Origin of the sequence: Asanoa sp. WMMD1127 (assembly GCF_029626225.1) — a bacterium.
Lineage (GTDB): Bacteria > Actinomycetota > Actinomycetes > Mycobacteriales > Micromonosporaceae > Asanoa.
On sequence record NZ_JARUBP010000001.1, the window covers coordinates 6,048,793 to 6,063,922 of the forward strand.

14 protein-coding genes are annotated in these 15,130 nt (G+C 74.1%); 11 read left to right on the forward strand and 3 right to left on the reverse strand.

The features are described from left to right. Window positions 1-8 precede the first annotated feature (8 nt). Window positions 9-1,331 (forward strand): N-acetylmuramoyl-L-alanine amidase, encoded by a 1,323-nt coding sequence (locus O7635_RS28825; protein WP_278083628.1) that lies wholly within the window; start codon window positions 9-11, stop codon window positions 1,329-1,331. 73 nt (window positions 1,332-1,404) lie between these two features. After that, window positions 1,405-2,739 carry an N-acetylmuramoyl-L-alanine amidase gene (locus O7635_RS28830; protein WP_278083629.1) on the forward strand — a complete coding sequence of 445 codons (1,335 nt, stop codon included), beginning with the start codon at window positions 1,405-1,407 and terminating at the stop codon, window positions 2,737-2,739. Here the strand turns inward: O7635_RS28830 and O7635_RS28835 are convergent. After that, on the reverse strand, window positions 2,703-3,704 hold the full coding sequence (locus O7635_RS28835; RefSeq protein WP_278083630.1) for an AraC family transcriptional regulator: 1,002 nt from the start codon (window positions 3,702-3,704) through the stop codon (window positions 2,703-2,705). The genes O7635_RS28830 and O7635_RS28835 overlap by 37 nt on opposite strands. A gap of 82 nt (window positions 3,705-3,786) precedes the next feature. Between O7635_RS28835 and O7635_RS28840 the strand changes: the two genes are divergently transcribed. From O7635_RS28840 to O7635_RS28860, 5 genes are all read left to right on the forward strand, one after another. After that, window positions 3,787-4,602, forward strand: coding sequence for an NmrA family NAD(P)-binding protein (locus O7635_RS28840; protein ID WP_278083631.1), 816 nt, complete (start codon window positions 3,787-3,789; stop codon window positions 4,600-4,602). Beyond that, complete coding sequence (locus O7635_RS28845; RefSeq protein WP_278083632.1) at window positions 4,599-5,486, forward strand: oxidoreductase; 888 nt, start codon at window positions 4,599-4,601, stop codon at window positions 5,484-5,486. Before O7635_RS28840 ends, O7635_RS28845 begins: the two co-directional genes overlap by 4 nt. Window positions 5,487-5,631: 145 nt before the next feature. Continuing rightward, a complete protein-coding gene (locus O7635_RS28850) occupies window positions 5,632-5,967 on the forward strand; it encodes a heavy metal-binding domain-containing protein (RefSeq protein ID WP_278083633.1) in 336 nt (111 codons plus the stop codon). Window positions 5,968-6,082: 115 nt separating this feature from the next. After that, window positions 6,083-6,532 carry a hypothetical protein gene (locus O7635_RS28855; RefSeq protein ID WP_278083634.1) on the forward strand — a complete coding sequence of 150 codons (450 nt, stop codon included), beginning with the start codon at window positions 6,083-6,085 and terminating at the stop codon, window positions 6,530-6,532. A 54-nt stretch (window positions 6,533-6,586) separates the two neighbouring features. Further along, on the forward strand, window positions 6,587-7,084 hold the full coding sequence (locus tag O7635_RS28860; RefSeq protein ID WP_278083635.1) for a hypothetical protein: 498 nt from the start codon (window positions 6,587-6,589) through the stop codon (window positions 7,082-7,084). Window positions 7,085-7,187: 103 nt separating this feature from the next. Here the strand turns inward: O7635_RS28860 and O7635_RS28865 are convergent, their stop codons facing one another. Then, window positions 7,188-8,525 carry a diacylglycerol kinase family protein gene (locus O7635_RS28865; RefSeq protein ID WP_278083636.1) on the reverse strand — a complete coding sequence of 446 codons (1,338 nt, stop codon included), beginning with the start codon at window positions 8,523-8,525 and terminating at the stop codon, window positions 7,188-7,190. 108 nt (window positions 8,526-8,633) lie between these two features. On the opposite strand from O7635_RS28865, the gene O7635_RS28870 reads away from it, so the two are divergent. The 4 genes from O7635_RS28870 (at window position 8,634) to O7635_RS28885 (ending at window position 13,975) form a co-directional block, all read left to right on the forward strand. After that, entirely contained in the window at window positions 8,634-11,519 is a 2,886-nt protein-coding gene (locus O7635_RS28870) for an AAA family ATPase (protein ID WP_278083637.1), read from the forward strand. Between the two features lie 101 nt (window positions 11,520-11,620). Beyond that, window positions 11,621-12,040, forward strand: coding sequence for a VOC family protein (locus tag O7635_RS28875; protein ID WP_278083638.1), 420 nt, complete (start codon window positions 11,621-11,623; stop codon window positions 12,038-12,040). Further along, window positions 12,037-13,155 carry a serine hydrolase domain-containing protein gene (locus tag O7635_RS28880; protein ID WP_278083639.1) on the forward strand — a complete coding sequence of 373 codons (1,119 nt, stop codon included), beginning with the start codon at window positions 12,037-12,039 and terminating at the stop codon, window positions 13,153-13,155. The genes O7635_RS28875 and O7635_RS28880 overlap by 4 nt, the downstream gene beginning before the upstream one ends. Before the next feature lie 19 nt (window positions 13,156-13,174). Next, complete coding sequence (locus O7635_RS28885; protein ID WP_278083640.1) at window positions 13,175-13,975, forward strand: class I SAM-dependent methyltransferase; 801 nt, start codon at window positions 13,175-13,177, stop codon at window positions 13,973-13,975. On the opposite strand, the gene O7635_RS28890 is transcribed toward O7635_RS28885, so the two are convergent. Further along, window positions 13,961-14,935 carry a serine hydrolase domain-containing protein gene (locus O7635_RS28890; protein WP_278083641.1) on the reverse strand — a complete coding sequence of 325 codons (975 nt, stop codon included), beginning with the start codon at window positions 14,933-14,935 and terminating at the stop codon, window positions 13,961-13,963. The two genes, O7635_RS28885 and O7635_RS28890, sit on opposite strands and share 15 nt — an antisense overlap. Between the last annotated feature and the right edge of the window lie 195 nt (window positions 14,936-15,130).

The following is a 15,130-nucleotide window of genomic DNA, read 5'->3' on the forward strand; positions in this document are numbered from 1 at the left end:
TCGTCGCGATGGTCCGTCCTGCCTTGGTCGCTGTGGTGACCGCGGCCGCGCTGGTGCTCGGCGCGGCCGGACCGGCCGCGGCCACCGGCCCCAACTCGTCGCTCGATTCGGCGTTCTCGGCCGCGTCCGCCCGCTACGGCGTGCCCCGGGACGTGTTGGTGGCGCTCGGTTGGGCGCAGTCCCGGTTGGACCAGCGGGCCGCCGGGCGCACCGGCGCTTGTGGAGTGATGCAGCTGACCGACGACGGCGCCACCCGCACGCTGCCCGAGGCGACGGCGCTGACCGGGCTGTCCCGGGCCGAGCTGTGCGGTGGCGCGGTGGCCAACGCGTCCGGCGCCGCCGCGGTGCTGCGCTCCTACGCCGACCAGGAAGGGCTCGACCGGGCGGCCCGGTCCGACGCCAACCGGTGGTACGTGGCGGTCGCCCGGTTCGCCGGCGCCGTCGACGACGGGATCGCCCGCCTCTACGCCGACACGGTCTTCGACCACCTGGCCGCCGGGTTCGCCGGGCCGCCCCGGCTGGCGCCCCGGGCGGTGGCGCCGGTGCGCGGGCGGCTCGCCGACGTGCCCGCCTGGGGCAGCGCCGGCCCGCGCAGTCCCGACCACCCTGAGGCGGTGTGGTCGCCGGCGCACAAGGACAACTTCGCGGTCGCGGACCGGGAGAAGAGCCACCCGATCGACTTCGTCGTCATCCACGTCACGCAGGGTGCGTACGCCGGGACCCTCGCCTGGTTCAAGAACCCGCGGTCGGAGGTGAGCGCCCACTACACGGTGCGCTCGACGGACGGCGCGCTGGCGCAGTCGGTGCGCGAGAAGGACATCGCCTGGCACGCCGGCAACAAGGACTACAACGCCCGGTCGATCGGCATCGAGCACGAGGGGTTCGTCGACAACCCGGCGTGGTTCACCGACGCCATGTACCGGGAGTCCGCCGCGCTGACCCGGGCGCTGACCCGGAAGTACAAGATCCCGCGGGACCGGGCGCACATCGTCGCCCACCGCGAGGTGCCCGGCGCCGACCACACCGACCCCGGGCCGCACTGGAACTGGACCTACTACCTGCAGCTGGTCAACGGGGTCTGGGGCAAGGGCACGGGCACGGCCGGTGCGCGGCTCAACGTGCGCGGCGGGCCCGGCACCGGCCACCCGGTGGTGGGCACGGTGGCCAAGGGCGCCAAGGCGACCATCTGGTGCCAGCGCGCCGGGAGCAGGGTGACCGGCACCTACGGCACGAGCACCGTCTGGGACCGGATCGGCACCAACCGGTGGGTGGCGCACAGCTACCTGAAGACCGGGCATCCGGGATTCATCCCGGGCGTGCCGCGCTGCTGAAGAAAACTTTCACTTCCTTAGGGCTTGGTGAATCTACTTTACATCGAAGTTCATCACCATGTACGGTTCGCGCATGGTCCGCCGTCCGTTGCTCTCGCTGGTGCTGGCCGTGGCCCTCGTCGCCGCCGCGCCGGCCGCTCCGTCCGCCGCCGCCGACCGCACGCCGTCCGCCGCCTTCACCGCCGCGGCCGCGCGCTACGACGTACCCCGTGATCTGCTGGTGTCGTTGGGTTATGCCCAGTCCAGGTTGGACGAACGGGCGGCCGGGCGGTCCGGCGGCCACGGCATGATGCAGCTCGCCGACAACGGGGTTTCGCGCACCCTGTCCGAGGCGTCCGCGCTGACCGGGCTGTCCCGGGCCGCGCTGCGCACCAGCTCACCGGCCAACGTCGCCGGCGCGGCCGCGGTGCTGCGCTCCTACGCCGACTCCGCCGGGCTCGACGCGGCCGCCCGGGCCGACCTCGACCGGTGGTATCCGGCCGTCGCACGGTTCGCCGGCGCGGTCGACGACACGGTGGCGCGGCTGTTCGCCGACACCGTCTACGACCAGCTGGCCACCGGGTTCGAGGGCCCGCTGAGCGTCTCGGCCCGGCCGGTGGCGCCGGACCGCGGCAAGCTCGCCCGGGTGCCGGCCTGGGGATCGGGCGACGTGGGGGTGCTCAGTGCCGACTACCCGCCGGCCGCGTGGGCGCCGGCCAACAGCGCCAACTTCACCGTCTCCAGCCGGGAGAGCAGCTACCCGATCGACTTCGTGGTCATCCACGTGACGCAGGGGTCGTACGCCGGGAGCATCTCCTGGTTCCAGAACCCCGCCTCGAAGGTCAGCGCGCACTACACGTTCCGGTCGTCCGACGGGGCGGTGACGCAGTCGGTGCGGGAGAAGGACATCGGCTGGCACGCCGGCAACTGGGACTACAACACACGGTCGATCGGCATCGAGCACGAGGGCTTCGTCGACAACCCGGCGTGGTTCACCGACGCGATGTACCGGGCGTCGGCCACGCTGACCCGCAACCTGACCACGAAATATGGCATTCCGCGCGACCGGGCGCACATCATCGCCCACCGCGAGGTGCCCGGCGCCACCCACACCGACCCCGGTCCACACTGGAACTGGACCTACTACATGCAGCTCGTCAACGGCGTCACCGGCACGGGCAGCGGGACGGTCGACACGGCGTCGACCAACCTGAACGTCCGGGGTGGACCGGGCACGGGCTACGCGGTGGTCGGCTCGGTGGCCGACGGGGCGCGGGTGACGGTCTGGTGCCAGGCGACCGGCACGACCGTGACCGGCACGTTCGGCACGAGCAACGTCTGGAACCGGATCGGCACGGGCCGCTGGGTCTCCGACACCTTCGTCAACACGGGTCACAACGGGTTCATCCCCGGCGTCCCACGCTGCTGAGCCGACGGCGCGGCGCGGTGCTGCCGTGGGGTGGCGCCGCGCACGCGTTTGAACGCCACGCTCAGCGCGAACGCGTTGGCGTAGCCGACCTCGCGGGCGATCGCGCTGACCGTCGCGTCGGTGTTGCGCAGCGCCTCGGCCGCCAGGTCCAGGCGCCAGTGCGTCAGATAGGTCATCGGCGGCTGCCCGACGAGCGCGGTGAACCGGCGCGCGAACGCCGCCCGGGACGCGCCCGTGGCGGCGGCCAGCGTCGCCACCGTCCAGGGCCGGGCCGGATCGTCGTGGATCACCCGCAGCGCCGGTCCGACGAGCGGATCGCCGTGGGCCTTGTACCACCCGGGCGGGTCGGCGCCGGGCCGGGCGAACCAGGCGCGCAGCGTGGCGACGAGGGCGAGGTCCAGCAGCCGGTCGAGGACCACCTGCTGGCCCGGCTCGTCGCGGCTCACCTCGGCCGCCAGCAGGTCCAGCACCGGCTCGGACCGCACGTCCTCCCGGGGGACCCGCAGCACGGTGGGCAGCGTGTCGAGCAGCCGCCGGTTGACATGGGCCGAGACCTGGTAGGTGCCGCTGGCGACGACCGATTGGGTGTGCGGCGCGCGGGCGGCCGGGCCGGCGCGGGGACCGAGCGCGCTGGTGTTCGTGCTGAGGCGGAACGCCGCGGTGACGTCCTGACCGTCCTCGTCGGTCAGCCGGTTGTCCGGGTGGACCACAAGGGACGGACGGGTGTCGGGCCGGTCGGCCACGGTGTAGGGCTCGGGCCCGCGCACGATCACGACGTCGCCGGTGTGGACAAGGGTCGGCTCGGCGCCGTCGGGGACGACCCAGGCGTGCCCGCGCAGGGGCGTGGCCAGGGCGAGCGGCGCGCGGTCGGCGATCCGGAGCGCCCACGGCGGCTCCAGGACGGCCTGGCAGAACGCGGCGCTGCGGGCCCGGACGCCGTCGAGCAGGTCTCCCAGCGGGTCCATGCCCTGACAGCGTAGACGGTCTGACAGGCGAACGAGCCGGACAAACATGGATCGTCTCGCCGGCCGGCCGTTCACTGAAGGCATGTATGCGATCACTGGTATCACGGGACATGTCGGGGGAGCGACCGTCCGCGCGCTGCGGGCCGTCGGGGAGCGGGTGCGCGCCGTGACCAGAGGCCCGGGCGGCGCGGATTTCATGGACCGGCGCGCGTTGGCGGCCGCCTTCGCGGGCTGCGACGGCGCATTCGTCCTGCTGCCGACGGATCCGGCGTTGGACGACGCGGGGCATCGGCGGATGGCGGACTCCATCGCGGCGGCGGTCGAGGCCAGTGGGGTGCCGCATGTGGTGGCGCTCTCGTCGGTCGGCGCCGACCAGCCCGACGGGACCGGCCCGATCCGCTGGCTGCACCATCTGGAGAACGGGCTGCGGGCGACCGGCGCACGGGTGACCGCGCTGCGCTCGCCGCACTTCCAGGAGAAGGTCTCGGCCGTCCTCGGCGCGGCGGCCGGCGGGATCTATCCCGTGTTCGGGTCCGCCGACGTGCCGACGCCGATGGTGGCGACGCGCGACGTCGGTGCTGTTGTCGCACGGGCCCTCGTGTCGCCACCGGCGGCGAGCGAGGTCGTCGACCTGGCGGCGCCGCGTTATACCGAGCGCGAGGTGGCGGCGGCGCTGGGCGCGGTGCTCGGCCGGGCCCTGTCGTTGGTCACCGTGCCGCGGGCCGGCTGGGCCGATGCGCTGCGCGGGGCGGGTGTGCCGCCGACGCTCGTCGGTGAGCTGGTCGCCCTCTACGACGCCGAGGAACGCGGATCGCTGCGGCCCTGCGGCGACCGGATGGTGTCGTGCGCGACACCCCTCGCGGAGACGTTGCGCACCGTGGTCGGGGTGCCGGCATGAGCGGGTGGGATGCCGGGGACGTGCCGGACCAGCGTGGGCGGACGGTGGTCGTCACCGGGGCCAACGGCGGTCTCGGGCTGGAGGTCACTCGCGTCCTGGCCGGCGCCGGCGCGACGGTGGTGATGGCGTGCCGCGACGTCGCGAAGGCACGTTCGGTCGCGTCCGGGATCGACGGCCGGACCGTGGTGCGGGCGCTCGACCTGAGCGACCTTTCGTCCGTGCGGTCGTTCGCCGGCGGGCTCGGGCCGGTCGACGTGCTGGTCAACAACGCGGGGGTGCTGGCCGTGCCGTGGGGCGTGACGGCGGACGGGTTCGAGCGGCACATCGGCGTCAACCACCTCGGGCCGTTCCTGCTCACCGGGCTGCTGATCAACCGGGTACGCGACCGCGTCGTCACCGTGACCAGCGGCCTGCACGTGCTCGGCCGGATCGACGACGACCTGCAGTGGCAGCGGCGGCGCTACCGGCGGTGGTCCGCGTACGCCCAGTCCAAGCTGGCCAATCTGCTCTTCGCCTATGAGCTCCAGCGGCGGCTGGTCGCGGCCGGTCGACGGACGATGTCGGTGGCGGCGCATCCGGGTGTCGCCGCCACCGAGGGGCAGCGGCGGGACACGTCGCTGTCGGGCCGGATCCTGGCCGGCGGGCCGGCGCAGAGCCCGCGGATGGGCGCGCTGCCAATCCTGTACGCGGCGACGGTCGCCGACGTGCCGGGTGGCGGGTGTGTGGGGCCGGACGGGTTGTTCGGTCGCACAGGCCATCCCACGGTGGTGCGGACGAGCCGGAGGTCCCGTTCCCCGGTGGCTGCGGCGCGGCTGTGGTCGCGGTCGGAGGAGCTGGTCGGCGCGCGCTACGACATCGTCCCGCTGACGGCCGCGCCGGCCTGAACCGCGCCGGCGCGGCCACGGTCGTCGTGGCCGTCAGCCTGCTCGGATGTCATGCGGCGCGGGTGCCCCAGGCGCGGCTCCGGACCTGCCGCGGCGTGGCCGGAAACGGTCATATCGCTGCTCTGCGGGCACAAGGATGGGAACCATGACGACGTCCGAGTTTCTCGCCTCGACCACGTTCGAGGTGCCGGGGTACCGCGTCGAGCGCACGCTCGGCATAGCTTGGGGAATCATCGTGCGCAGCGTCGGTGTGGTCCGCGGGGTGACCGGCGGGCTCAAGGCGCTGCGGCAGGGCGAGGTCTCCGAATATACGTCGGTGGTCGACGCGGCCCGGCACACCGCTTTCGAGCGGCTGGTGGCGCACGCCCACGAAGTCGGTGGCAACGCGGTGGTCGGGGTGCGGTTCGACTCGTCCGACATCGGCAACGGGCTGTCCGAGATCGTGGCCTACGGCACAGCCGCGGTCGTCACGCCGGCCTAGTTTCCGCAGCTCAGGGCGTGGCGTCGGTCACGCGCCGCGCGGCCCTCCGGTCGGCCTCCGCTCAAGATCGGTTAGTGTCGCAGCCGCTCAGGTGTCCCACTATTTAGGAGCGGTAATGCGGCGCGGTCTCGCCACGGTGGTCATGCTCGGACTCGTCGGCCTTGGCGCCGCCGCGTGCGGCTCGGACGGCGACGGTGCCGCGGTGGATCCGTCGGGCGCGGCCGCCTCGGCGCCGGTCGACGACGTGGAGGTCACGACGGTGGCGGCCTGCGACGCGGCGATCGCGGACAGCGAGGCCCGCCGCAAGGAGGTCGACGACTCGCTGGCGAAGCTGGCCACCGCGGGCGGCGCCGAGGCCGCGCCGGTCGAGAAGGCGGTGGACGACACGATGACGTGGTGGGCGTACCAGCTCACGGTCCTGGCCGCCAAGGACATCGACAGCGACGTGCGAACGGTGCTGACCGAGGCCGCCGCCACCATCGAGAAGCTGAACACGCCGAGCCTGGCGCAGAACGTCTCCGCCCTCGACAGCATCCCGACGAAGATCAAGAACGTCTGCGCGTAGTCGTCAAGATCAGATAGCATGCGGCGCTCACCCCCCCTTTATCGAGGAGCAAGCATGCGGCGAAGTATCGCCACTGTCGTTCTGGTTTCGGTCGTCGCCCTGGGCGCGGCGGCCTGCGGATCGTCCGACGGGGACACCGCCGCCGGCGGCGCGTCGCCGTCGGCGGCCGCCACCACCGCCGGCGCGTCGGCCGCGACCCAGGCCGCCTGCCAGGAAGCGATCGCGGCCAGCGAGTCGGGCGCGAAGGCGTTCGGCAGCGGCATGGAGGAGATGCAGAAGCTGATCCTCGAGTACACGAAGAACCCTGACGACAAGGCCATGGAGGCCAAGGGCACCGAGCTCGAAACCAAGATGCGCGGCGATCTGAAGGCGTGGGGCGAGAAGCTCACCGCGCTGGCGGGCCAGGACGTCGACGCCACGGTGAAGACCGCCCTGACCGACGCGGCCAAGACCGTCACCGACATGAACGCCGACGACAACGAGGCGACCGGTCCGGAGGCCCAGGCCGCCCTGGACGGCGTCGTAACGAAGATCAAGACCGCCTGCGCGTAGCTTCGGCGCCAACTGAAGACCGCCTCCCGCCTTCGCCGCGAGAGGCGGTCTTGCTTGTGGTCTTTCGCGACAGCGGCTTCGGTCGGTCGAGGTTCGGATCGGCTCAGGGGTTGTCGCGGTTGCCGAAGGGCAGTGCCGTGCGGATCAGGGCGACCCAGTCGAGCGCGGCGCGGGCGGCGGGGGCGCCCGGGCGGTGGCGGGGGACCCGGACCCGCAGGGCGGCCGGGCGGATGCGGCACCGCAGCGGTGCCGGCAGGAGCAGGGCTTCGCCGTCGACGCCGACCGGGACCTCGGCCGCGTCGGCCGAGACGACGGCCTCGCGGGCGGTCAGCAGGGTCACCGACGCCGAGTCGCGGCCCCGCAGCAGGCGCACCGCGTCGAGGGTCGAGTCGACCGTCAGCGCGAGGACGCCGAGCTTCCCCCGGTCCAGCCGCGGGCGGTGGCCGAGGCCCGCCACATCGTCCACCGTGTACGGGTTGTTGCTCACCAGGATCGCCTGCGGCGCCGGGCAGACCGTGTCGCCGACGCGGAGGCACAACCGCGGACCCGAGTGCGCGGCCAGCAGGTCGGGCAGGAGGGCGAGGGCGGTGCCGGCCTTGTCGGCCCGGTACGCGTCGCTCTGCACGATGGCCGCGTACACGCCGAACGAGGCGTTGTTGACGAAGGTTCGGCCGCCGATCGCGCCCAGGTCGACGCGGACCTCGACGCCGTCGGTCAGCGCGTCGAGGCACGTGGCCGGGTCGTCGCGGTCGAGGCCGAGGTCGAGCGCGAAGTGGTTGCGGGTGCCGGCCGAAATGACCAGGAACGGCAGGTCGTACGCGGCCGCGACGCCGGCCACGATCGCCTGCGTGCCGTCGCCCCCCGCCACGCCGAGCAGGTCCGCACCGCGTCGGACGGCATCGCGGGCCAGCGCCTCGACGTCGACCGCGCTGCCGTCGAGCACCGCCACCTCGGCGCCCAGGGCCTCGGCCCGTCGCACGAGGTCGAAGCGGCCGACCTTGCCGCCGCCCGAGCGTGGATTCATGATCAGGAACGGTCGTCTTGGCGGTGGCACGAGGAACTCGCGGGGGGCCCGCGTCGCTCGGGTCAGTGCGCGCCGGCCCAAGCCGCCGGCCAGCATCAGTAGCCCCGCCGACACGGCGGCGACCCAGACGAGCCGATGCGACGCGAAGACCACCAGCACCGCGGCCGGCGCGCCGAGCAGCAGGACCGCGGCGAGCCAGCGCAGCACGCCGGCGTTGGTGAGGAACCACCAGATCGCCGCGACGGTGGCGACCAGGCAGCCCACCGTGATCAGCAGCATCGCGACGCTGCCACGCAGCCCCGCGACGAGCACGGGCACCGCGAACGCGGCGGCGACCGCCACGAACGCGGCGCGGGCGAGCCACCGATACGACAGCGACGACCCGGAGCGCCCTGGGCCTGTCGACTCCATGCGCATATCTACCGATTTTACCGCTGACGAAGTCCAGCAGTACGGGTGTGGCCGGCCGACCACTGCGCGCCGGCGGACCGTTCCTTCGGCGGTACGGGCCGGGATACTGACGGGATGCGACAGGTGCTCTGCCCGGTGCTGGTGGGGCGGGACGCGGAGGTCGACGTCCTGCATGCCGGTCTTCGCGCCGCGGCCGACGGCCACGGCGGCGCCTTCTTCGTGATGGGCGAGCCCGGCGTCGGCAAGTCGCGGCTGGCACGCGAGGCTGCCCGGCTCGCCCGGTCGAGCGGCCTGACCGTCCTGTCCGGACGGTCCGTGGCGGGTGGAGTCCCGCCGGCCTTGCGGCCACTGGCCGAGGCGGTGCTGGGCGCGCTGCGCGGGCGTGGCGAGATCGACGCCGGCGACCTGCACGGGTTCCGCCCGGTGCTGGGCCGGTTGGTGCCGCAGTGGCTCCCCGCCGATCCCGCACCGGAAACCGCCTCGCCGGTGCTGCTCGGCGAAGGGCTGCTGCGCCTGATCCGCGCGCTCGGCGGCGGCGGGCGGGGTTGCCTGCTCGTCCTCGAGGACCTGCACTGGGCGGACGCGGAGTCGCTGGCGGTGCTGGAGTACCTGGCCGACAACGTCGCCGACGAGCGGACCGTCTGTCTGGGCACCCTGCGTCCGGAGAGCGCCGGCGCCGGTCGCGAGCTGGTGGACAGGCTGGTCGACCGGCGGGCGGCGACGGTGATCGAGCTCGGCGGGTTGCCCGCGGCGGCGGTCGCCGAGCTGGCCCGGACAGCTCTCGCCGCCGCGGCGCTGCCCGCCGAGGTGACCGAGTTCCTGGTCGAGCGGGCCGACGGCCTGCCCTTCCTGGTCGAGGAGCTGCTGGCCGGCCTGGTCGGGGCCGGCGTCCTGGTCGAGCGGGACGGGTGCTGGGTGATGACCGGCCGGCCGGGCGGCGGCCCGCCCCGGAGCTTCGCCGACGGCGTGCGGCGCCGGGTCGCCGGTCTGGCGACCCCGGCCGGCGAGGTGCTGCGTGCCGCCGCCGTGCTCGGACGCGAGGTCGACTGGTCACTGCTGCCCGCCCTCACCGGCCGGCCCGCCGCCGAGGTCGCGGCCCTCCTGCGCCCGGCCGTCGCCGCGCAGTTGGTGACGGCGGACGGTGGCGCTTTCCGGTTTCGGCACGCGTTGACCCGCGACGCGGTGCTCGCCGACCTGTTGCCACCCGAGCGCGCGACCCTGGCCGCACAGGCGCTGGCCACCCTCCTGCGGATCGATCCCGAGCTGACCGGCTTCCGGTGCGAGCTGGCCGCCGAGCTGGCCGAGGCCGCCGGCGACCGACCGAGGGCGGCGGAGCTGCTGGTCGAGGTCGGCCGCCGGGCGGTCGCCGCGGGGGCGTTGGCCTCGGCCGAGGCGACGCTGCGCCGGGCCGGTGAGCTGGTCGACGACCCGACGACGCGGATACCGGTCGACGACGCCCTGACCGAGGTGTTCGCCCTGACCGGCCAGGTCGACCTGGCCCTCGACCTCGGCCAGCGCCTGCTGGCCCGCCTGGACGTGCGGTCCGGCCCGCGCGTCGCCGCGCTGCATCTGCGGCTGGCGCGTGCGGGCGTGGCCGCGGGTCGTTGGCCGCTGGCGGTCGAGCACCTCGCCGCGGCGCGCGGCCTCGCGGGCGTGGAGCCCCACCTGGCGGCCCGCGTCGATGCCCTCGAGGCGCAGGTCGCCCTGGGCCAGGGCCGCCTCGACGACGCCGGCCGGCTGGCCGCGACCGCCCTGGCGGTGGCCGAAAGAGCTGGGCTGGCCGAGCTCGCCTGCGAGGCGCTGGAGGTCGTCGGGCGGGTCGCCCGCCAGCGTGACCTGCGCGGGGCCGAGGCGGCGTTCGCCCGCGAGCTCGCCGTGGCCACGGCACACGGCCTGCGGCTGTGGCGGTTGCGCGCCCTGCACGAGCTCGGCACCGTGGCGCAGCTGCGCACCGAGAGCGTCGACGAGCTCCTGGCGGCTCGCGGCCTGGCAGTCGAGGTCGGCGCCCTGGCCTTGGTCGCGACCCTGGACCTGCAGATCGCGGCGGGCCTGGTCAAACAGTTCCGCGCCGACGAAGGGCTGGCCGCCGCCAGCCGCAGCGTCGACGCGTCCCGGTCGTTGCGCCTGGCGACCCTGCCGATGGCGCTGGTGCAGGCGGCCGCCGCCCACGCGCAGCGCGGCCGCGCCGACGAGATGGCGGCGTGCCTGGCTGAGGCGTCGGCCCTGGCGCCAGACGATCTCGACGTGCGGGGGAGCGCCTGGGGCCATTGCCGGGCGACCGCCTCGTTGCTGGCGGAGGACCGCGGGCGGGCGCTGGCCGAGATGACCACCGGCGCCCGGCTCCTGCGCAGCTCTCCGGCGACGGTGGCGCCGCCGTTCCTGGGGCTGCGGATCCTGCTGCTGGCGGTGGATGGCGACGCGGCGACCGCCCGGATGGAGGCGGACACCGCCCGCGCGTCGGCGGCCATCCGCCACCAGCTCGTCGCCAGCCTCCTCGGTTACGCCGAGGCGGTGCTCCTGGGCCGGTCGGGTCACGCCGCGCGGGCCGAGACCGCGTTCCACGCCGCCGACGCGGAGATGGGACCACTGGTGGAGTGGCACAGGCAGTACGCGCGCCGGTTGGCGGCCGAGGCGGCGCTGGCCGACGGTTGGGGGGCGCCGGTGCGCTGGCTGCGCGAGGCGGCGGCGTTCTTCGCGGCCGCCGGACACGGGAACGTCGCGGCCGGCTGCCGGGCCCTGCTGCGCGGCGCCGGCGCGCCGGTACCGCGTACCGCCCGCACCGCTGGCGCCGTGCCCGCCGACCTGCGCGCGTTAGGGGTGACGGCCCGGGAGGCCGACGTACTGGCGCTGGTCGTCGAGGGCCTCACCAACCGCGAGCTGGCGGCGCGACTGCACCTGTCACCGCGCACGGTCGAGAAACACGTGGCCAGCCTGCTCGCCAAGACCGGCAGCCGGCGGCGGGCCCAACTGGCTGGGTATTCGGCGAGGTTGAGCGGGTAGGTCCGCGTCCGCGGGGCGGGTGTTCCTACCGAAGCGGACGGGGCGCGACCGCGGTGACGATCGACGGCGAACCATTCGCCTCGACACACGGGAGCCACCCGATGACCTCGTTTCCCGCCGCGTTCCACCACGTCGCGCTCACTGTCACGGACCTCGACGCCAGCCGGGACTGGTACCGCCTGTTGCTGGGCGCCGACCCGGTGCTGGACGAGGACGTGCCGGCGCTGCCCGGCCACCACCAGGGCTTCCACCACACAGTCTTCGCGTTGCCGAGCGGCGCCGTCCTGGCGTTGCACGCGCATCGGGGCACCGACTCCGGCGCGCGCTTCGACGAGCTGCGTCCCGGTCTCGACCACATCGGGTTCGCCTGCGCCGACCGCGCCGAGCTGAGCGGGCTCCGGACGCGGCTGGACGAGCTGGGCATACCGCACGGCGGCATCGCGGACGACGCTCTGGGCCACGGCCTGTCCTTCCGCGATCCGGACAACGTCGCACTCGAGTTCTGGGCACGCCGGTCATGAGCCGGCGCGTCGATGCGGCGTTGCGCGCGGCCGTCGACGGCGGCGCGGCGCCCATGGTCGTCGGGATCGCGGCCGATTACGACGGCGTCGTCTACGAAGGGGCGGCCGGACCGCGCACGGTGGGGTCGGACGAGCCGGTCAGCGTCGACAGCGTCTTCCGGATCGCGTCCATGACCAAGATCGTCTGTACCGTCGCGGCCCTCGCGTTGCGAGACAGCGGCGGTCTCGATTTCGCCGCGCCGGTCGACACCTACTGCCCCGACTTCGCCGACCTCCTCGTGCTCGACGGCTTCGCCGACGACCGGCCGATCCTGCGTCCGCCGGCGACCCGGGCGACCGTACGCCAGCTGGTCACCCACACGGCCGGGTTGGCCTACGGGTTCTGGAACGCCGATCTGCGGCGCTGGGCGGGGGCCGGGCACGGTGGCCTCTTCACCACGCCGTTGGTCGCGGATCCCGGCCGTAGGTTCGAGTACGGCATCGCGACCGACTGGTTGGGCCGGGTCGTGCAGGCGGCCAGCGGTCAGTCGCTGGACGACCACCTGGCCGCGCGCGTCTTCGCCCCGCTCGGCATGACGGCGACGGCGTTCCGGCTGAATGGTGAGCAGCGGGCCCGTTGCGTGCCCGTGCACGTCCGGGACGGCGGCGGCGGATGGACGGCCACGGACTTCGACTGGGATCCGCGCCCGGACCACTGGCCGGCGGGACACGGCCTGTACTCCACGCCGCGGGACTTCCTGCGGTTCCAGCGCATGCTGCTGGACGGCGGCGCGCCGATCCTGCGCGTGTCCACGGTGCGGGAGGCGTTCACCAACCAGATCGGCCCGATGTCGTTCCCGGCCCGGATCCACACCGCCGACCCGGCCTGGAGCAGCGACTTCCTGGCCGGCCCGGGCCACACCTGGGGTTGGGGCCTGTTCCTGCGCGCCCACGGCCGGCCCGCGATGCGCCGGGCCGGCAGCGGCGGGTGGGCCGGGGCGTTCAACACCTACTTCTGGGTGGACCCCGCCGCCCGCCTCACCGCCGCGTTCTACACCCAGTGCCTGCCGTTCGTGGACCCACCCGTGGTGCGGGCCTGCGACGAGTTCGAGCGGGCGCTCTACGCCGACCGATGACCGGGAAGGAGACCAGCCGATGGGATCAGCGAAGGAGCAGGGACGGTTGTGGGGCGCGGCGGTCGACGACTGGGCCGCGGTCTGCGAACCGTGGTCGAGGCCGTTGTACGCGGCGACGCTCGCGGCGGTGTCGTCGCTGGCCGGCATGGACCTGCTCGACGCCGGCTGCGGCAGCGGCCTGGCGCTGAAGCTGGCCGCCGACCGCGGCGCGCGGGTGGCCGGCCTGGACGCGGCCGCGGCCATGGTCGAGCGGGCCGCGGATCGGGTTCCCGGCGCCGACCTTCGGGTCGGCGACATCGCCGACCTGCCGTTCGAGGACGGCGTGTTCGACGTGGTCACCGCGTTCAACTCGGTGCAGTACGCCGCCGACCCGGCCGCCGCGGTGGCCGACCTGGTCCGGGTGACACGTCCGGGCGGCCGGGTCGCGCTCGGCGTCTGGGGCGACCCGGAGCGGTGCGAGACGGAGATCCTCTTCCGGCGCATCCGCGACCTCGCCCCGTCGTCCGCGGCCCCGCTGGCGATCTCGGCGCCGGGCGTGGTGGAGGGACTGCTGGCCGGGGCCGGTCTGGCCGTGGCCACGGTCGGTGAGGTCGAGTGCCCGTTCACCTTCCCGGACCGGGAAACCGGATGGCGTGGACAGTCAGCCATCGGGCCGCTGCGGGCCGCGATCGACGCCGCGGGGGAGTCCGCGGTCAGGGCGGCGTACGCCGACGCGGTGGACCGCTTCCGGCAGCCCGACGGCAGCTACCGCCAGCGCAACGTCTTCCGGTACGTCGTCGGCCGCAAGCCCGCCCAGGTCGAGTCGTCAGCCGCGACGTGAGTCAGCCGGCCGGCGCCCGTGCAGAGCGGGCAGTAGGTCCTCGGTCGGCGGTAGGCCGCCGGCGCTCGCGGTGGTGGTGGTCGCCGACAGCGTGAGCTGCCGTTCGCCGTCCGCGCTGTGCCAACTGCGCGCCTGGAAGCCGAAGAAGCCGCCGTTGTAGCCGTACACCGGCCCGTCCGGAGTCTCGAGCCGGCCGAGCCCGAGCCCGCCGGCCCGCATCGCGTCGAGAGCGGCCGGCGGCAACAGGTCCTCGGCCAGCAGCGCACGGAAGAACCGGTTGACGTCGGCCAGCGTGGAGACGACGACGCCGGCCGCGCCGGCCTGGCTCGGGTCGAAGTCGGTCACGTCGACGGGCCGGCCGTCGACGGTGAGGTAGCCGTGCGCGTGCGGCGCCGGCAGCCGGACCGCCCCGGTGTGGGTGCCGGTCAGGCCGAGCGGCTCGACGAGCGACGCGGTGACCTCCTCGGCCCACGAACGGCCTGAAACCCTTTCGATCACCAGGCCGAGCAGCAGGTAGCCGGTGTTGCAGTAGGAACGGCCGGCGCCCGGCGCGAAGTGCCGGGGCCGGTCCAGCGCGGGCCGCACCAGATCCCACGCGTTCCAGGCGGTGTGCCGGCCGGCGACCACCGCGGCCAGGTCACCGAAGTCGTCGGTGTAGTTGTGCAGTCCACTGCGGTGGGTGAGCAGGTGGCGCAGCGTGATCCGGTCGTCGCCGATGGGCAGCCAGCGGGTCACCGGCCGGTCGATCTCGCGGTGGAGCCGCTGCAGGACAAGGGCGGCGGTGTACGGCTTGGTCACGCTGCCAAGACGGAAATATCCGTTTACGTCCGGCGAAGCCGCACCCTCGGACAGCACCACCCGCCCCGCGGCGGCAGTCTCCACCGTGGCACCATGACGCCGCGCGGCGATGACTCCGACGGCGCCGGCCGCCACGAACCGGTGGGCGAGGGCATCGAGCACGGTGTCACTCTAGGTGCCCGCCGGGCCCGTTGCCTGTTAGCGCTCACAGCTCCCACCAGCGCCGCTGCCTTGTTACGAGACCGTGACCACCAGATTACGACGTGAAGGCTTGACGCGTTTGTTGTTAGCGCTAACACTGTGGCATCTGCAACCCCGGAACGTTGATGGCACCACACCCCGGAGGGGGGACAGCTA